The sequence below is a fragment of the Bradyrhizobium sp. 41S5 genome (assembly GCF_011516665.3).
GTDB lineage: Bacteria > Pseudomonadota > Alphaproteobacteria > Rhizobiales > Xanthobacteraceae > Bradyrhizobium > Bradyrhizobium quebecense.
Genome location: NZ_CP083721.1, coordinates 392,062 through 409,021, shown reverse-complemented (window position 1 = coordinate 409,021; position 16,960 = coordinate 392,062). Strand labels below are relative to the sequence as shown.

Genomic DNA, 16,960 nt, shown 5'->3' with positions numbered 1-16,960 from the left:
AGCACCAGTCAGAATGGCCCTATGACACATCTGTCATGGGACGAATGCAGAACTCGCGTGTTAGGAATATCGCACCTCAGGGACCGCGCGCGCCGGGACAGATCGAGCGGCCGTTTGAGGAAGGGGATGGAGAAATACCGAATGAACCGTATCAACACGCTCCGCGCGGCCCTGGTCGCGCTGCTCCCTTTGGCCGCGATCACCCTGGCAAGCCCGGCGCCTGCCCAGTCGCCGTCAGCCTCGCCCGCTCCGGCGGCAAGCCCGAGCCCAACGCCCGCGCCTGCGCCATCGGCAACACCGGTGCCCCCGCCGGCCGAGACCAAGTCACCGGCCGACAGCCCGGCCGCATCGCAGACCCCGGCGCCGCCGCCGGCCGCCCCGGTGCAGACCGCCGACCCGTTCGGCGAGCCGTTCACGCTGGAACCGAAGAAGGTCGTGATGCTGAAGGGCACGGCCAACTGGGATTCGGCCTTCGACGCGCTGATCGAAGCGTTCAAGCAGCTCACCGCGCTGCTCGACAAGGACGGCGTCAAGGCAGCGGGCAATCCGATGATCGTCTACACCTCGACCGACGACACCGGCTTCACCTTCATCGCCGAAATCCCGGTCGACCAGGACGTCAAGAACCTCGGCAAGAACATGAGCATGGGCAATTCGCCCGACGGCAAGGCGCTGAAATTCGTCCATCGCGGGTCCTACGACAACATGGACAACACCTATGAGGCGATCACCAATCACCTCGACGACAAGAAGCTCGAAGCCAAGGACACCTTTATCGAGGAATACATCACCGATCCGCTGAAGACCGCCGAAGACAAGCTTGTGATCAACGTCTACGTACCCCTGAAGTGAGCCAAATGACCCGTCGCCTCCCCCTCGGCCTCCCCATCGCTGCCACCCTCATCGCAACCACGCTGCTGGCTGCGCCCGCACTCGCCGACAGCGACTTTCCGCCGGCGATCTCGGTCACCGGCGAGGCGACCGTGTCGGCGGCGCCCGACGAGGCGCAACTCGACGCCGGCGTCACCACCGATGCCAAGACCGCACGCGAAGCCGCCGAAGCCAACAATGTGACGATGGGCAAGGTGCTGGCCGCGCTGAAGGGCGCCGGCCTCGCGGAAAAGGATTATCAGACTTCGCGGCTGTCGCTGTCGCCGCAATTCGCCAACCGCACGCCGTCGTCGCCGAACGCCCCGCCCAGCATCGTCGGCTATCACGCGAGCAATCGCGTCACGATCAAGCTGCACGATGTGAGCAAGGTCGCTGGTGTCATCGACGTGCTAGTGGGGGCCGGCGCCAACGATATCGGCGGGCTCAATTTCTCGGTGTCGCAGGCCTCGAAGCTGCTCGATGACGCACGCGAAAGGGCGATTGCCGACGCCCGCCGCAAGGCGGAGATCTACGCCAAGGCCGCCGGCGTCACGCTCGGCGCGCCCTTGAACATCGCGGAAGTCGGCTCGGCGCCGGTGCCGATGTTCCGTGCCAAGATGGCGACGGCAGGATTCGCCGCCCCCACGCCGGTCGCCCAGGGCGAGGAAACGCTCACCGTCAATGTGACTGTCTCCTGGGCGATCAAGGAGAAGTAGCAGTTATTGTCGTCACCGCGAAAGCAGGGACGACAGCTTCTAAATCTCGAACACCTGACCCGGCTTCAACGTCACAAATTTCTCGCGCGGCACCCTGGCCGCGTCGAGCGCTTCGCCGAGCGCGATCGCCGGTGCGTCGATCGCCTCGTCGGTTAGCTGGAACGTGCCGTGGTGATGCGCCAGCGCCTGGGTGGCGCCGCAATCAGCCAGCGCCTTCACCGCATCCTCCGGGTTCATGTGCTGGTCGCGCATGAACCAGCGCGGCTCGTAGGCGCCGATCGGCAGGATCGCGAGCCGCAACGGGCCATGCGCTTCCGCGACCCTGCGGAAATGCCGGCCGTCGCCATAGCCGGAATCGCAGACGATGTAGAGCTTGCCGGCGGGCGTCTCCAGCACGAAGCTCGCCCACAGCGCCCTGTTGCGATCGAACAGGCCGCGCGCCGACCAGTGCCGCGTCGGCACCAGCGTCACGGCAACGCCGCCTCCGAGTTCGACGCGCTGATGCCAGTCGAACGCCTCGGCCTTGATCGCGGCATCGCAGGCGCGCATCGTGACGTCGTTGCCGAGCGGCGTGATCACGCGCGGCGCAAACGCCGCAGTCAGCTTCGACAGCGTCGCGACATCGAGATGATCGTAATGGCCGTGCGACACCAGCACGACGTCGATGTCAGGCAGCTTCTCGAAAGCGACGCCGGGATCATTGCGCCGCTTGGGCCCTGCGAAGCCGAACGGCGAGGCGCGCATCGACCAGACCGGATCGATCAGGACGTTGAGGCCGCCGGCCTGGATCAGCCAGCTGGCATGACCGATGAAGCAGAGCCGAACTTGGCCGCCGTCGACGCGCGGCGGCGGCGTATCGGCATAGGGGCTCGGCGCCCATTCCGGCCAGACCGCGCGCTGCCGCCTGCCCCCGAACTGCCAGCGCAACACCTCGCCAAGCGATTTCGGCGGCGCGCCGTCCGGATCGAAGAAGTGCAGGCCGTCGAAATGATCGGAGACGGGGCCGTCATAGGTTTTCATCAGGGATATCCAGATCGAGGGCACGCCGAGCGCGGCAGCGGCTCCGGTCAAGGTTGCAAGAAGGCGGCGGCGAGTGATGATGGGCACGCGGGTTCCCAAACAGGAGGCAGGCTCCGCTTATATGGGCGGTGACGACAAATTCGGAACCAACATGGCAAATTGACGTAATTTCAATGCCTTAGGGTCTAAGCCGAGCGAATTGCGGCGAAACTTTCCTTGACTTTCCTCCCCCGGCAGCGTTTAACGCCGCGACTTTCTCGGAAAGATCCGTCTTTTCGACCCGCCGACTGGCCCTGGAGGCCAGAGGCCAACGCCCGACAGCGCGATGCGCCCTCGGGCGCGAAAGTGTTTGGATTTCCTTCTCCCTCGCCCCGCTCTTGCGGGGAGAGGGTCGGGGTGAGGGGCTCTCTCCGCGCATGAGGCGTGCGGTTAGCCCTGTACCCCCTCACCCGGATCGCCGAGGCGATCCGACCTCTCCCCGCAAGCGGGGCGAGGTTCAAAGCAGGACAACGGCATTGTTCGACAATCTGTCGGAACGGCTTGGTGGCATTCTCGATCGTCTGACGGGGCGCGGCGCGCTGACCGAAAAGGACGTCGATGCCGCGATGCGCGAGGTGCGCCGCGCGCTGCTCGAAGCCGACGTCGCGCTCGAGGTCGTCCGCAGCTTCATCGACCGGGTCCGCGAGCAGGCGATCGGCGCCACCGTCGTCAAGTCGGTGACGCCGGGCCAGATGGTGGTGAAGATCGTCCATGACGAGCTCGTCGCCACGCTCGGTTCCGACGGCCAGACCATCGACATCAATTCCGTGCCGCCGGTGCCGATCATGATGGTCGGCCTGCAGGGCTCCGGCAAGACCACCACCACCGCAAAGCTCGCGCGCCGCATGGTCCAGCGCGACAAGCGCAAGGTGCTGATGGCCTCGCTCGACGTCTACCGCCCGGCGGCGATGGAGCAGCTCGCGGTGCTCGGCCGCGACCTCGACATTCCGACCCTGCCGATCGTCGCCGGCCAGATGCCGCCGCAGATCGCCAGGCGCGCGATCGAAGCCGGCAAGCTCGGCGGCTACGACGTCGTGCTGCTCGACACCGCCGGCCGCACCACGCTCGACGAAGACATGATGAAGGAGGCGGCCGAGATCAAAGCCGCCGCCAACCCGCATGAAGTGCTGCTGGTCGCGGACTCCCTCACCGGCCAGGACGCGGTCAACCTCGCGCGCTCATTCGATGAGCGCGTCGGCCTCACCGGCATCGTGCTGACGCGTGTCGACGGCGACGGCCGCGGCGGCGCCGCGCTGTCGATGCGCGCGGTGACCGGCAAGCCGATCAAGCTGCTCGGCACCGGCGAAAAGACCGACGCGCTGGAAGACTTTCATCCGAATCGCATTGCCGGCCGCATCCTCGGCATGGGCGACGTCGTCTCGCTGGTCGAGAAGGCCGCGGCCAATATCGACGCCGAGAAGGCCGCGCGCACCGCCGAGCGGATGCGCAAGGGTCAGTTCGACCTCAACGACATGCGCGAACAGCTGCAGCAGATGGCGAACATGGGCGGCATCGGCGGCCTGATGGGCATGATGCCCGGCATTGCCAAGATGAAGAACCAGATCGCGGCTGCCGGCATCGACGACAAGATCATCAAGCGCCAGGTCGCGGTGATCGATTCGATGACGCGGCAGGAGCGCAAGAACCCGGACATCCTGAAGGCGAGCCGCAAGAAGCGCATCGCGGCAGGCGCCGGCCAGAGCGTCGAGCAGGTCAACAAGCTCTTGAAGATGCACCGGAACATGGCCGACATGATGAAGGCCATGGGAAGCGGCAAGCGCGGCCCGCTCGCCGGCATCGCGCAGGCGATGGGGTTTGGCGGCGGCATGAAGCCGCCCTCGGCCGAGGAGATGAAGGCGCTCGCCGAGAAGATGCAGGGCGGCGGCGGCCTGCCGAGCCTGCCGAAGGATTTGCCCGTTGGCCTCCGCGGCGGCCTGCCCAATGTGCCGGGCCTGACCGGCCTCAGCGGCAAGCCGACACTGCCGGGCCTCGGCGGCTTCCCGGGCAAGAAGAAATGAGGAATTCGTCGCGACGGCTCACATGCGGCCGGCGCGACGCGGAATGCCAATCAATCGAACACATCGACCTTTGAAGGAGAACTAAATGTCCGTTGTTATCCGCCTCGCTCGCGCAGGCACCAAGAAGCGTCCGGTCTATCACGTCGTCGTCGCCGACTCGCGCTTCCCGCGCGATGGCCGCTTCATCGAGCGTCTCGGCCACTTCAACCCGCTGCTGCCGAAGGACAACGAGGCCCGCCTGAAGCTCGACATGGACAAGGTCAAGGCCTGGCTCGCCAAGGGCGCGCAGCCGTCGGATCGCGTGACCCGCTTCCTCGACGCCGCCGGCGTCGTCAAGCGGACCGCGCGCAACAACCCGGAAAAGGCCGTGCCGCGCAAGGAGCGCAAGGCGCAGGCCGAAGCCGCCGCCAAGGCTTAAGGCTGAACGGCGACCACGGTGACTGTACCGGTCTGTGTCGCCCGTATCGGCGCTGCGCATGGTGTGCGCGGCGCCGTCCGGCTTTGGACCTTCACCGAAGATCCGCTGGCCGTGAAGGACTACGGCCCGCTGATGACCAAGGACGGCACGCGTCAGTTCGAGGTCACGCATGCGCGCGAGGCCAAGGATCATCTGGTGGTGACGCTGAAGGGCGTCGCCAGCCGCGATGACGCCGAACGGCTCAACGGGCTCGAGCTCTACGTGCCGCGCGACCGGCTGCCGGAAACCGACGACGGCGAGTACTACCACACCGACCTGATCGGGCTCGCCGCGGTGACGACGACAGAGCAGCCGCTCGGCAAGGTGATCGCGATCCATAATTTCGGCGCCGGCGACATCATCGAGATCGCCCCGCCGCAGGGCGCGACGATGCTGCTGCCCTTCACCAATGCCGTGGTGCCATCGGTCGATCTCGCCGGCGGCCGCGTGGTGATCGACCTGCCGCAGGAAATCGACGGCGACGATCCCGCGGCCGCCTGACCAGGAATAATCCTCAACCGGTCATCCGGCCCTGCTGCTCGAGCCAGTCGCAGAACACCGCGCTGTGCGGATCGTTGCTGCGGCCTGCCGGAAAATAGGCGAAATAGCTCCGCGCCGGCAGGCTGATCGCGAGGAACGGCGTCACCAGGCGCCCGGCCGCGAGATCGTCCGATATCAGCGCGGTCGGACCCATCGCAACGCCGAGACCATCGAGCGCGGCCTGGATCGTCAGATAGAAATGATCGAAGGTCAGCGCGGCCGCCGGCTCCAGCGCGGAATGCCCGGCCTCGGCCAACCAGTCGCGCCATAGCCGCGGCATCGACGTGACATGCAGCAGCGTATGCCTGGAGAGATCCGCAATCTCATGCAGCGGCAGTCGTTCGAGCAGCGACGGACTGCACACCGGCAATCTCCGCTCCGACACCAGGAAGCGCGACGAAAAGCCATGAAACGTGTCCGGACCACCGCGGATCACGACGTCGAATGATTCCGGCAACGCGTCCACCGGATCGTTCGATGTGCTCAAGCGCACCTCGATATCAGGATGCTCGGCGCGAAACCGGCTCATCCGCGGCAGCAGCCAGCGCAGGCTGAAGGTCGCGAGCGCGTTGACGCGCAACACCGCCACGGCGGCATCGCCGCGCCGCTCGCGATGCTGCTGCACGGCGGCGGAGATCCGGTCGAGCGCCGGCGCGAATTCCGCCAACAGCGCCGCACCCGCCGGCGTCAGCACCACGCGCCGCACCGATCGACGGAACAGCGCCGGCGCGCCCAGCCACTCCTCGAGTAGCCGGATCTGCTGGCTAACGGCGCCATGGGTCACGCTGAGCTCGGCGGCCGCTTCCTTGAAGCTGCCGAGCCGCGCGGCGGCCTCGAAGGCGCGGACCGCATTGAGCGGCGGCAGGCTGCGGCGTGGGACGAACATAACTGCTCAATATCAGGTTTTCTAACGCATAGCCCGATTATTACTGATTTGTGACAAAAGCCAACCGGGCGCATATTGCGCAGCAAGCCACTAACATATCTCTCTTTCTTGAAGATCCCCTCTGATGTGCAGCCGGTCTATCTTTAGATTTTCTTGCTTTGGATGGCGCCGATGAGCGTGTCCGTAGAAGCCGGCACGTCCCGCCCCAACCACGCCCGGGCAACCCGCACACTCACGGTGACCGGGGCCAACCACGCCCTCCATGACGGCTACACCGACCTGATCTACGTGCTGCTGCCGGTCTGGCAGGCGGAATTCGCGCTGAGCTACGGGCTGCTGGCGCTGCTGCGCGGGCTCTATGCCGGCGCCATGGCCGGGCTGCAGATTCCGGTCGGACGCATCGCGGAGCGGATCGATGGCAAGGTCATCCTGATCGCTGGCACGGCGCTGTCGGCGCTCGGCTACGTGTTCGCCGGGTTGTCCGGCGGCGTCATCGGACTTGGCCTGGCCCTTGCGCTCTCCGGCGCGGGTTCGAGCACGCAGCATCCGATCGCTTCGGCCGCGGTGTCGCGGGCCTATGGCGCGGCAGCGCGCGGGCCGCTCGGCATCTACAATTTCTCCGGCGATCTCGGCAAGGCCGCGATCCCGGCGCTAACCTCGATCCTGCTCGTGATCATGTCGTGGCGGCACGCGCTGCTCGTGCTCGCATTTGCAGGCCTGCTCGTCGCGATCTGCATCGCGCTCTGGATGCCGTCGGTCGGCAAGGGCGCCGAGCACAAGCCCACCGCCGCGTCGCGCCGCGACGGCACCGGCGGCGGCTTTCATTGGCTGCTCGCGATCGGAATTCTCGACACCGCGGTCAGGATGGGTTTTCTCACCTTCCTGCCGTTCCTGTTGCGCGACAAGGGCGCCTCGCTGCCGACCAACGGCCTCGCGCTGGCGCTGGTCTTCATCGGCGGCGCCGCGGGGAAATTCACCTGCGGCTGGCTCGGCGAGCGCGTCGGCACGTTGCGCACCGTGCTCATCACTGAAGGCGGCACGGCGGCGCTGATCGTGGCCGTGCTGGCGTTGCCGCTGGCGCCGGCTATCGTGCTGCTGCCGCTGCTCGGCGTGATGCTCAACGGCACGTCCTCGGTGCTCTATGGCACGGTGCCCGAACTGACGCCGGCGCATCAGACCGAGCGCGCCTTCGCGCTGTTCTATACGGGGACGATCGGATCGGGCGCGATCGCGCCGGTGCTCTACGGCTTGCTCGGTGATACGCTCGGCCCGACGCTCGCGACTGCGGCGACCGCGCTCACGGCGCTGGCGATCTGCCCGCTTGCAGGGGCGCTCGCGCGGCATCTGGCCGACGACCCAACGACGGCGTAACGCAAAAGCCAGAGCTGTTGGTCTGCCTTCTCCTTCCCCCCTGAAAGGGGGAAGGTCGGGATGGGGGTCAGCCGCGGGCGACGCAAGCGGAAAGAGCAGATGCGCACTCGCTTTGCTCTTACGAGCAAAGCGACTTCCCCTTTTCAAGGGGACGTTGGAGCGATAGCCCCGATTGCGCTTCGCTTCATCCGGGCTACTTAAGCAGTGGTGTCACGGAGCATCCCAATGACAAGCACGCACAAGGCCTGGCGGCTGCACGCCCACAATGATCTCCGCTTCGAGGATGTCGCAACGCCCGGGCCCGCGCCCGATGGCGTCGTGGTCCGGGTCGAAGCCGGCATGGTGCTGTCCTATACCAACAAGCTGCTGTCGGGCGCGCTGCCCTACAGCCTGCCGCCGATGCCGTTCGTGCCGGGCACCAACGCGATCGCGCGCGTCGTCGCCACCGGCGAGAACGTCACGCATGTCCGGAGCGGCGACCGCGTATTCCTCAGCCCGCATCTGCGCGGCGACGTGCCGGATCGCGATCCGCCGCAGATCCTGATCGGCCTCACCGCCACCGTGACGACGCCGGAGGCGCTCGCGCTGCAGGCGCGCTGGCGCCACGGCGTGTTTGCGGAGATCGCGCATTGGCCGGCCGCCTGCGTTACGCCACTTGCCAATCTCGACGACAAGCCGGCGACGGAGCTGATCGGGCTGGCAAAGCTGATCGTGCCGTTCGGCGGATTGCAGCGCACCGGGCTGCGCGGCGGAGAGACCATCATCGTCAACGGCGCGACCGGCTATTTCGGCTCCGGCGGCGTGATGCTCGCGGTCGCGATGGGCGCGGGCCGCATCGTCGCGGTCGGACGCAAGCAGGCCGCGCTCGATCAATTGCGCGATGCATTCGGCCCGCGCGTCATTCCCGCTGTCGTGACCGGCGATGCCGTCGCCGATCTTTCGATCATCCGCCGCGCCGCCGGCGGCAGCGCCGATGTCGCACTCGACCTGCTCGGCGCCGCCAAGAGCACCTCGACCACGCTGTCCTGCCTGCGCGCGCTCCGGCGTGGCGGCCGGATGGTGCTGATGGGCAGCGCCGAGGTGCCGCTCGAGCTGTCGTTCCGCGAGATGCTGGCCAACGACTGGGAGGTGGTCGGGCAGTTCATGTACGATCGAACGGCGCCGGGCCAACTCGCCGGCCTTGCCGCCGAAGGCTTGCTGGATCTGCGCAAGATCAACGTTGCGACCTTCAAGCTCGCCGACTTCCGCCGTGCGGTGGATGCGGCCGCGATGATGCAGAGCCTCGACCTCACGGCCGTGGTGCCGTAACCAGAGGCCATGACATCGCAACAGCCCACCTGGCGCGCCACCGTGCTGACCCTGTTCCCGGACATGTTTCCGGGACCGCTCGGCGTGAGCCTGGCCGGCAAGGCGCTGGCCACTGGTCTCTGGGCGCTGGAAGCGCGCGACATCAGGGCTTCGGCGACCGACAAGCACCGCAGCGTCGACGACACGCCGGCCGGCGGCGGCCCGGGCATGGTGCTGCGGGCCGATGTGCTGGCCGCGGCGATCGATGCTGCGGCCATCGCGCCCGACCGCCCGCGCCTGCTGATGAGCCCGCGGGGTCGGCCATTGACCCAGACCCACGTGGCGGAGCTCGCGGCCGGGTCCGGGCCCCTGATCGTCTGCGGCCGCTTCGAGGGCATCGATCAGCGGGTGATCGAGGCGCGGGGGCTCAAGGAGGTCTCGATCGGCGATTATGTGCTGTCCGGCGGCGAAATCGCCGCGATGGCGCTGATCGACGCCTGCGTTCGCCTGTTGCCGGGGGTGATGGGGAAGCTAGCCTCGGGAACCGAGGAGAGCTTCTCCGAAGGACTACTGGAATACCCCCAATACACCCGCCCGCAGGAGTTCGAGGGCCGCCAGATCCCGGAAATCCTGATTTCCGGCGATCACGCCAAGGTGGCGGCCTGGCGGCTGGCCCAGTCCGAGGCCCTGACGGCGGCCCGGCGGCCCGATCTCTGGGCCCGGAAGGCCGGCCAAAAAGCCGCTCCGAGGGGGACAAAAAACACGACAGACGGGTGACAAACCCTGCGCTTTGCCTTATAGGCACGGCCTAATCCGCACACGCGCAGGATAGATGGACGTTTGCGCAGCCCGCACAGGCTGGGCGCGCCGCCGATGGAGATTTCGATGAACCTGATTCAGCAGCTCGAAAAAGAGCAGTTCGACAAGCTCGCCGCCACCAAGAGCATCCCGGAATTCGGACCCGGCGATACCGTCATCGTCAACGTGAAGGTGGTCGAAGGCGAACGTACCCGCGTGCAGGCCTATGAAGGCGTCTGCATCGGCCGTTCCGGCCATGGCCTCAACGAGAGCTTCACCGTGCGCAAGATCTCCTACGGCGAAGGCGTCGAGCGCGTTTTCCCGGTGATGTCGCCGATGATCGACTCGATCAAGGTCGTGCGTCGCGGCAAGGTGCGTCGCGCCAAGCTCTATTACCTGCGCAACCTGCGCGGCAAGTCGGCCCGCATCGTCGAGAAGCAGGACCGCCAGACCGCCGTTGGCGAGTAACGTTTCCCTTCAGGGGATGTGACCAAAAGCGCGGGGCCTGCCCCGCGCTTTTTCATTGCGGCATACCTATCTGATGGACAGGTCCGCGCATCGATCGATTGTCGCGGGCGCAAGCGCTGTGTTAGAAATTTAGAATGGTTCCGGATCAAGCAAGCCAGCGCTGCCCAAGTCAGACCTGCAAGCGCGTCGTGATCGACGATCGCTCGCGGCTGCCCGGCCGGTTCTTCGGACGCTTTGCGACGTCGGCAACATCAGAGCTTACGCGCGCAGCGTGAAGCTGCCGGCTGCTGTCACCTGCCCGCGCGTCGACCGCGCTTAAAGCCACTCATCACTGAATTTCTTCTGGAGCTTAAGCTCATGTCCAAACCGACCACGCTGTACGACAAGATCTGGAACGACCATCTGGTTCACGAGGCCGAGGACGGCACCTGCCTGCTCTATATCGATCGCCACCTGGTGCACGAGGTGACCTCGCCGCAGGCGTTCGAAGGCCTGCGCGCCGCGGGCCGCAAGGTGCACGCGCCCGAGAAGACGCTCGCCGTCGTCGACCACAACATCCCGACCACCGACCGCTCGAAGCCGAACCCCGACCCCGAGAGCATCGAGCAGATGCGGGTAATGGCGGAGAACGCCAGGGAATTCGGCATCGAATATTACAACGAGTTCGACAAGCGTCAGGGCATCGTCCACGTCATCGGCCCGGAGCAGGGTTTCACGCTGCCGGGCACCACCATCGTCTGCGGTGACAGCCACACCTCGACGCATGGCGCGTTCGGCGCGCTCGCGCACGGCATCGGCACCTCCGAGGTCGAGCACGTGCTGGCGACGCAGACGCTGATCCAGAAGAAGGCCAAGAACATGCGCGCGATCGTCGACGGCAAGTTGCCTGACGGCGTGACCGGCAAGGACATCATCCTGGCGATCATCGGCGAGATCGGCACCGCCGGCGGCACCGGCTATGTGCTGGAATATGCCGGCGAGGCGATCCGTGCGCTTTCGATGGAAGGCCGCATGACGGTCTGTAACATGTCGATCGAAGGCGGCGCGCGCGCCGGCCTGGTTGCGCCCGACCAGAAGGCGTTCGACTTCCTGCGCGACCGCCCGAAGGCGCCGAAGGGCGCCGCCTGGGATGCCGCGATGCGCTACTGGGAGACGCTGCGCTCCGACGAGGGCGCGCATTTCGACCACGAGCTCCGGCTCGACGCCGCAAAACTGCCGCCGATCGTCACCTGGGGCACCAGCCCTGAGGACGTCATCTCGGTGACCGGCTTCGTGCCCGATCCGGACAAGATCGCGGATGAGGCGAAGCGGCTCTCCAAGCACCGTGCGCTGAAATATATGGGCCTGACCGCCGGCACCAAGATCACCGACATCAAGCTCGACCGCGTCTTCATCGGCTCCTGCACCAACGGCCGCATCGAAGACCTGCGTGCCGCCGCGAAGATCGCCGAGGGCAAGACCGTCAACGCCAACGTCAATGCGATGATCGTGCCGGGCTCGGGCATCGTGAAGGAGCAGGCGGAAGCCGAAGGCCTCGACAAGATCTTCCTCAAAGCCGGCTTCGAATGGCGCGAGCCGGGCTGCTCGATGTGCCTTGCGATGAATCCGGACAAGCTGAAGCCGGAAGAGCGCTGCGCCTCGACCTCGAACCGCAACTTCGAGGGCCGCCAGGGCTTCAAGGGCCGCACCCATCTGGTGTCGCCCGCGATGGCCGCGGCGGCCGCGATCGCCGGCCACTTCGTCGACGTCCGGGAGTGGCGGTAAGGTAAGCGCGGTTTTCGCCTCAAGCTCGAGCCGTTTCGGAAACGGCTCGTTAACGGGGCGCACGCACACTGGCTCCTTGCGAACAAAGCTTCGTGGGGAGCCGGACGTGGCTGACAAGAGCGAATTCGTCGACATGATCAGTGAAGCGACGCGGCAGAAGCGCCGCCGCGCCGCGCCACGCATCATCGATCCGCTTCCCGAGGTGAAGGAAACCTCGCGCCTCAGCCATTGGCCGCCGGACCGCTGGACGCAATGGCGGATGGAAAACCTGACGCCGTGGAAGATAAAGCCCTGGAAGCTGAAGAACTGGGATTAGCGCGCTCTCGAGCGAGAGTGACCTGACAAAACGGGCGCCGTGAGGCGCCCGCTGACATTTCAGGCCTTACCAATAGACCCGGTACGGCCGCCAGTGGTCACGGTGGTGCCAATACGGGCGGCAGATCCGGCGCGGCCCGTAATAAGTCCAGACCACCCGGCAGCGGCGGTGATGATAATAGGCCGGGTAGTACGATCCGTAGAAGTAGCGCCGGTGGTGGAAGTGCCGGCGGTAGCCGTAGCGGTAACCGCCACCGTGGAAGCCGCCGCCATGAAATCCACCGCCCTGAAATCCGCCACCGCGGAAGCCACCGCCGTGAAAACCTACGCCGCCGTGGCCATGGCCGCCGTCACCGCCGTGCCGAACCTGGGTCGTCATGGCATCGGCCGCAGACTTTGCCGCAAGCACGGTGCCCGGGCTCGCCAGCGACAGCGCTTCGGCGCGGTGCTGCGAGACGATCGACAATGCGAAGACCGCGGCCGCGGCAACACCAAGACGGCGCAGCAGCCCACGCCGCAAAGAGCTCTCCTTCATCCCTGACCTCCCTGACAACAACGATGAGAACCGCGCTGCATGGCAGCCGGTCTCATTGCGTTCATCGCAGTCGCTTCCAGCGTGACGCTAGAGCGTTTTCGAACGAAGTGGATACCGGTTCGCGTGAAGAAAACACGTCAAAACAAGAATCTAGAGCCCCGTTCCGATTCAATCGGAACGGGATAGGCTCTAGAAACGCCTAAGTGAATGCGCCATGAACGCGCGAAACGGTGCGACGAAAAGTCCGAGCGGGAATGTCGGCGCCGCGCGCAACGCGGCATGCTGCATCACCAGAACGGGCCGAACCCGAAGCCAAAGGTGAACGGTGCCGGCACCGCGTATGGATACGGCCGATAGTCGTAAGGCCGCCCGTAATAATAGGAGCCGTACGGCCGGTAATAGGAATAGGGCTGGTAGTACGGCCGATAATAGGGCCGGTAGCCGTGGTGATAGTGGTGACGATGGTAATGGCGATGATGGCGCTGCGCGCTGAAGTCGGTCGCCTTGCCCGCCTGCCGCTGTTGTGCCGCGGCGGTTGCCGATGCCGGCGCCGTCAATGCGAATGCACAAGCGACCGCGGCAACACCGATCCATTTCATCATGATCAACTCCTGCAGATTGCGATTGATATCATCTCGGGCGCGCGAATCTGCCGGTTTGATGGCTGAGAACGACAACAGGCCCGTTCCTCCCGGGCCTGTGTCTCAACTGCGCTGATACGCCGCGCGATCAGCGGCGCCAGTGGCGACGATGGCCCCAGCCACGATGATGTCCGCGACCCCAGCCACGATGCCAGCCATGACCATGACCATAGCGTACCTGCGTGGTCGTCTGGTTCGCGTTGTCCTGAACCGTTGCGGCGGCGCCCGGTGTCGCAAGCGACATCGCGTTCGCGCGCTCGGCCGGCGCCGCCAAAACCAGCACGGCACCGACGGCCGCAAGCCCCAGAACCTTCATCACCTTCATGCGTTTTCTCCTTGATCCCCTGAGGTCACGTCTTGCAACGACGACTCGGGTTCGAATCGACCCCCGTTGCCGCGACGCAGATCGCAAGCAGAATGCGGACGACGTGAATTGGGATTTGAATGACTGCGCCACGCTTGTGAATGCCGCTGGCGCGCGCGGGGTTCCGGCACAGCCGCAGGAATTTTCATGTCTGCGCGCAAAACCGGCATCGACAATGGCGTATGTTGTGAGGAGCCCTCGCAGGAGACCTGCCGATGACACAACAAGGCCCGCGCAAATGGTTGGCGCTTGGCGCGGCAGCGCTCGCTGGTTCCATCATTTCGATTGATGTCGCGCTCGCCTCGCAAGGACCGGGCGGCGGCGTGGGAACGGCGAGCCATCTCACACAAATGCTGATGGCGCTCGCGGTCTATGGAACGGCGGGCGTGGTCGTCGCGGCCGGACTGATCGGCGCTGCGCGCCGACGTTTGCGCTAGATTTCGCTTCGCTCGAAGTCGCTCTAGGTCGTGTGGACTCTAGGGATTCCCTTTTAGGAGCAAATCAGATTCAAGGCTGCCTTTGGGGAGGCAGTCTTGGGTGTGCTGGACCGTTTGGTTTTGAGCGATGCGGCATGGGAACGAATGGCGCCTCTGATTATAGGTCGGCCTGACCAGAAAGGCTCGACCGGGCGCGACAATCGGATGTTCGTGGAAGGCGTGCTTTGGATCGTTCGTACGGGCGCTCCCTGGCGTGATCTGCCTGAAGCATTCGGGGACTGGAACAGCGTCTTCCGTCGCTTCAGTCGTTGGAGCCTCAAGGGAGTTTGGTGGCGGATCTTCGAGGTGATGTCCGATGATCCGGACTTCGAATATCTGATCGTCGATTCCACCATCGTCCGAGCCCACCAGCACGCTGCCGGGGCCAAAAAAGGGGGTCTGAAGATCAGGCGATCGGCCGCTCGCGCGGTGGTCTGAGCACCAAGATTCACATGGCCGTTCGGGGCTTGGGATGTCCCGTACGGTTCACGCTGAGCGCAGGTCAGAAGGGCGATGCGCCACAAGCGGCTGCTTTGCTCGAGGGATTACCAGCCGAGGTCGTCATGGCCGATACAGCCTATGACGCCGATCATTTGCGCCAAGCCATCGCCGCCAAGGGAGCACTCGCCGTCATCCCCAACAATCCGTCACGGGCACTCAAATATCCGCTCGACAAGCATCTCTATGCCCAGCGTCATCTCGTGGAGTGCTGCTTCTCAAAACTCAAGCAATTCCGCCGCGTCGCAACCCGCTTCGAAAAGACCGCCCGAAATTACCTTGCCGTCGTTACCATCGCAGCCACCGTCCTATGGATGCGGTAAGTGTCCACACGACCTAGCCCGGCCGCCAGAAGCAGTTCATGCGCGGCGTGATCACGGTGCCGCTCGGCCGGTGCTCCTGCACATAGGTCGCGGTGCAATCGCGCACGGCGTTCGGACCGGGATTGTAGCGCGGGATCACATCCGGCTCCCAATGATCGGGCCGGGACCGGTAGATCGGCACGCGCCTGAGCCGGCGGTGCTCGACGACCCGCTCGCGCACGGCCGGCGCCGGCTCACCGATGCGCGCTTCGGCTGCCGCGCTCTGTGCCCGCGCCTCTCCCGCCGGAAGCGAAAGCCCGACTGCTACCGCCAACAGCGTTGCCGCCACGATCCGTTTCATCACGCCACCCAAGCCCCGTTCTTGAGCCTCAATCCTGGGCCGCACGGTCTCCCATTGCACCGCCAAGGTCAACTGCGCTGGCGCCGGCTGAGCCACTCGCGCTAAAGGAGTGTCATGTGGACCACAGAAAAAGCTCCCTCGCTCGCCGAGATGGAGGGCATGGCGCTCGAGATTTTCGAGCGCCTGCCTCCGACGTTCCGGGCCCTCTGCGAAGGCCTGATCATCCGTGTCGACGACTTCCCGACCGACGAGGTGCTCGACGAGATGCAGGCCGAGAGCGAGTTCGACCTGCTCGGCCTGTTCCACGGCATTGGCCTGCCGCAGCAGAGCCATGGCGACGTGGCCCGCCTGCCCAACCTGGTGTGGCTCTACCGGCGGCCGATCCTGGATTACTGGGCGGAGCACGACGAAACCCTCGGCCACATCGTCCGCCACGTGCTGATCCATGAGATTGGGCACCATTTCGGCCTCTCGGACGCCGATATGGAGGCGATTGAGGCCGATGCGGGCTAGCTTTGCAGAAATGGCCCTTTTACCGCTGTCACATTCGCGATAAACATCCGGCCCCTATCCCCTATTTTTGCCCGGGAAGAGCACTGATGGACAAGTTCACCACGCTGGAAGGCGTCGCGGCACCGCTGAAGATCATCAATGTCGACACCGACATGATCATTCCGAAGCAGTACCTCAAGACCATCAAGCGCACCGGCCTTGGCAAGGGGCTTTTCTCCGAGCAGCGCTACAAGGATGACGGCAGCGAGAACCCCGATTTCGTCCTCAACCAGTCCGCCTATCGCAATGCGAAGGTGCTGGTCGCCGGCGACAATTTCGGCTGCGGCTCGAGCCGCGAGCACGCGCCGTGGGCGCTGCTTGACTTCGGCATCCGCTGCGTGATCTCGACCTCGTTCGGCGACATCTTCTACAACAACTGCTTCAAGAACGGCATCCTGCCGATCCGCGTGTCGCAGGTGGACCTCGACAAGCTGTTCGACGATGCCGAGCGCGGCGCCAATGCGACGCTGACCATCGATCTCCCCAACCAGGAGATCCGCGGTCCCGACGGCGGCACGGTGAAGTTCGAGATTGATCCGTTCCGCAAGCATTGCCTGATCAACGGTCTCGACGACATCGGCCTGACGATGGAGAAGAAGTCGTCGATCGACACGTACGAGGCCAAGCTCAAGGAGCGCGCCTGGGCCTGAGGCTCGGCGTATCGTCGCACCCCGGCACCTTC

The 16,960-nt window shown here is 65.4% G+C and carries 21 protein-coding genes; 15 read left to right on the top strand and 6 right to left on the bottom strand.

Annotated features, from left to right (window positions below; translation table 11 throughout):
• The first annotated feature begins 141 nt into the window (after positions 1 to 141).
• Together HAP47_RS02040 and HAP47_RS02035 are read left to right on the top strand one after the other, a co-directional pair.
• On the top strand, positions 142 to 852 hold the full coding sequence (locus HAP47_RS02040) for a GyrI-like domain-containing protein (protein WP_173639655.1): 711 nt from the start codon (positions 142 to 144) through the stop codon (positions 850 to 852).
• Between the two features lie 5 nt (positions 853 to 857).
• Positions 858 to 1,586 (top strand): SIMPL domain-containing protein, encoded by a 729-nt coding sequence (locus tag HAP47_RS02035; RefSeq protein ID WP_173639656.1) that lies wholly within the window; start codon positions 858 to 860, stop codon positions 1,584 to 1,586.
• A 39-nt stretch (positions 1,587 to 1,625) separates the two neighbouring features.
• Here HAP47_RS02035 and HAP47_RS02030 read toward each other — a convergent pair whose 3' ends face one another.
• Entirely contained in the window at positions 1,626 to 2,606 is a 981-nt protein-coding gene (locus tag HAP47_RS02030; RefSeq protein WP_371821847.1) for an MBL fold metallo-hydrolase, read from the bottom strand.
• A gap of 515 nt (positions 2,607 to 3,121) precedes the next feature.
• Here HAP47_RS02030 and ffh point away from each other — a divergent pair.
• From ffh to rimM, 3 genes are all read left to right on the top strand, one after another.
• Positions 3,122 to 4,663, top strand: coding sequence for a signal recognition particle protein (ffh, locus tag HAP47_RS02025; protein ID WP_173639658.1), 1,542 nt, complete (start codon positions 3,122 to 3,124; stop codon positions 4,661 to 4,663).
• Between the two features lie 85 nt (positions 4,664 to 4,748).
• A complete protein-coding gene (rpsP, locus tag HAP47_RS02020) occupies positions 4,749 to 5,081 on the top strand; it encodes a 30S ribosomal protein S16 (protein WP_029081296.1) in 333 nt (110 codons plus the stop codon).
• An 18-nt stretch (positions 5,082 to 5,099) separates the two neighbouring features.
• Positions 5,100 to 5,621, top strand: coding sequence for a ribosome maturation factor RimM (gene rimM, locus HAP47_RS02015; protein WP_173639659.1), 522 nt, complete (start codon positions 5,100 to 5,102; stop codon positions 5,619 to 5,621).
• Positions 5,622 to 5,634: 13 nt separating this feature from the next.
• On the opposite strand, the gene gcvA is transcribed toward rimM, so the two are convergent.
• Complete coding sequence (gene gcvA / locus HAP47_RS02010; protein WP_173639660.1) at positions 5,635 to 6,546, bottom strand: transcriptional regulator GcvA; 912 nt, start codon at positions 6,544 to 6,546, stop codon at positions 5,635 to 5,637.
• 171 nt (positions 6,547 to 6,717) lie between these two features.
• On the opposite strand from gcvA, the gene HAP47_RS02005 reads away from it, so the two are divergent.
• The 6 genes from HAP47_RS02005 (at position 6,718) to HAP47_RS01980 (ending at position 12,550) form a co-directional block, all read left to right on the top strand.
• Positions 6,718 to 7,917, top strand: coding sequence for an MFS transporter (locus tag HAP47_RS02005; protein WP_173639661.1), 1,200 nt, complete (start codon positions 6,718 to 6,720; stop codon positions 7,915 to 7,917).
• 225 nt (positions 7,918 to 8,142) lie between these two features.
• Positions 8,143 to 9,225: a quinone oxidoreductase family protein gene (locus HAP47_RS02000; protein ID WP_173639662.1), complete on the top strand. Its 1,083-nt coding sequence runs from the start codon at positions 8,143 to 8,145 to the stop codon at positions 9,223 to 9,225.
• A 9-nt stretch (positions 9,226 to 9,234) separates the two neighbouring features.
• The gene (gene trmD, locus HAP47_RS01995) at positions 9,235 to 9,981 is read left to right on the top strand and encodes a tRNA (guanosine(37)-N1)-methyltransferase TrmD (RefSeq protein WP_173639663.1); all 747 of its coding nucleotides are present in this window, start codon (positions 9,235 to 9,237) and stop codon (positions 9,979 to 9,981) included.
• 108 nt (positions 9,982 to 10,089) lie between these two features.
• Positions 10,090 to 10,470 (top strand): 50S ribosomal protein L19, encoded by a 381-nt coding sequence (rplS, locus tag HAP47_RS01990; protein ID WP_173639664.1) that lies wholly within the window; start codon positions 10,090 to 10,092, stop codon positions 10,468 to 10,470.
• A gap of 357 nt (positions 10,471 to 10,827) precedes the next feature.
• Positions 10,828 to 12,234, top strand: a complete 1,407-nt coding sequence (gene leuC, locus HAP47_RS01985; protein ID WP_173639665.1) for a 3-isopropylmalate dehydratase large subunit — start codon at positions 10,828 to 10,830, stop codon at positions 12,232 to 12,234.
• A 106-nt stretch (positions 12,235 to 12,340) separates the two neighbouring features.
• Positions 12,341 to 12,550 carry a hypothetical protein gene (locus HAP47_RS01980; RefSeq protein ID WP_173639666.1) on the top strand — a complete coding sequence of 70 codons (210 nt, stop codon included), beginning with the start codon at positions 12,341 to 12,343 and terminating at the stop codon, positions 12,548 to 12,550.
• Positions 12,551 to 12,616: 66 nt separating this feature from the next.
• Here HAP47_RS01980 and HAP47_RS01975 read toward each other — a convergent pair whose 3' ends face one another.
• The 3 genes from HAP47_RS01975 to HAP47_RS01965 all read right to left on the bottom strand — a co-directional run bounded on the left by HAP47_RS01975 (position 12,617) and on the right by HAP47_RS01965 (position 14,050).
• Entirely contained in the window at positions 12,617 to 13,084 is a 468-nt protein-coding gene (locus tag HAP47_RS01975) for a hypothetical protein (RefSeq protein WP_173639667.1), read from the bottom strand.
• Positions 13,085 to 13,371: 287 nt separating this feature from the next.
• Positions 13,372 to 13,686: a hypothetical protein gene (locus HAP47_RS01970; RefSeq protein ID WP_173639668.1), complete on the bottom strand. Its 315-nt coding sequence runs from the start codon at positions 13,684 to 13,686 to the stop codon at positions 13,372 to 13,374.
• Between the two features lie 127 nt (positions 13,687 to 13,813).
• The gene (locus tag HAP47_RS01965) at positions 13,814 to 14,050 is read right to left on the bottom strand and encodes a hypothetical protein (protein ID WP_173639669.1); all 237 of its coding nucleotides are present in this window, start codon (positions 14,048 to 14,050) and stop codon (positions 13,814 to 13,816) included.
• 254 nt (positions 14,051 to 14,304) lie between these two features.
• Between HAP47_RS01965 and HAP47_RS01960 the strand changes: the two genes are divergently transcribed.
• Both HAP47_RS01960 and HAP47_RS01955 read left to right on the top strand, forming a co-directional pair.
• Positions 14,305 to 14,526, top strand: a complete 222-nt coding sequence (locus HAP47_RS01960; RefSeq protein WP_231168713.1) for a hypothetical protein — start codon at positions 14,305 to 14,307, stop codon at positions 14,524 to 14,526.
• Between the two features lie 96 nt (positions 14,527 to 14,622).
• Positions 14,623 to 15,386 (top strand): IS5 family transposase gene (locus tag HAP47_RS01955; RefSeq protein ID WP_173639670.1). Its coding sequence is split into 2 segments (ribosomal slippage): positions 14,623 to 14,958 and positions 14,961 to 15,386, totalling 762 coding nucleotides; the frame shifts between segments, so codons are not numbered across the junction.
• 13 nt (positions 15,387 to 15,399) lie between these two features.
• On the opposite strand, the gene HAP47_RS01950 is transcribed toward HAP47_RS01955, so the two are convergent.
• Positions 15,400 to 15,726, bottom strand: a complete 327-nt coding sequence (locus tag HAP47_RS01950; RefSeq protein ID WP_173639671.1) for a hypothetical protein — start codon at positions 15,724 to 15,726, stop codon at positions 15,400 to 15,402.
• 114 nt (positions 15,727 to 15,840) lie between these two features.
• Here HAP47_RS01950 and HAP47_RS01945 point away from each other — a divergent pair, with 114 nt between their 5' ends.
• Together HAP47_RS01945 and leuD are read left to right on the top strand one after the other, a co-directional pair.
• Entirely contained in the window at positions 15,841 to 16,239 is a 399-nt protein-coding gene (locus HAP47_RS01945; protein ID WP_173639672.1) for a metallopeptidase family protein, read from the top strand.
• 86 nt (positions 16,240 to 16,325) lie between these two features.
• On the top strand, positions 16,326 to 16,928 hold the full coding sequence (gene leuD, locus HAP47_RS01940) for a 3-isopropylmalate dehydratase small subunit (protein ID WP_173639673.1): 603 nt from the start codon (positions 16,326 to 16,328) through the stop codon (positions 16,926 to 16,928).
• Positions 16,929 to 16,960 lie beyond the last annotated feature (32 nt).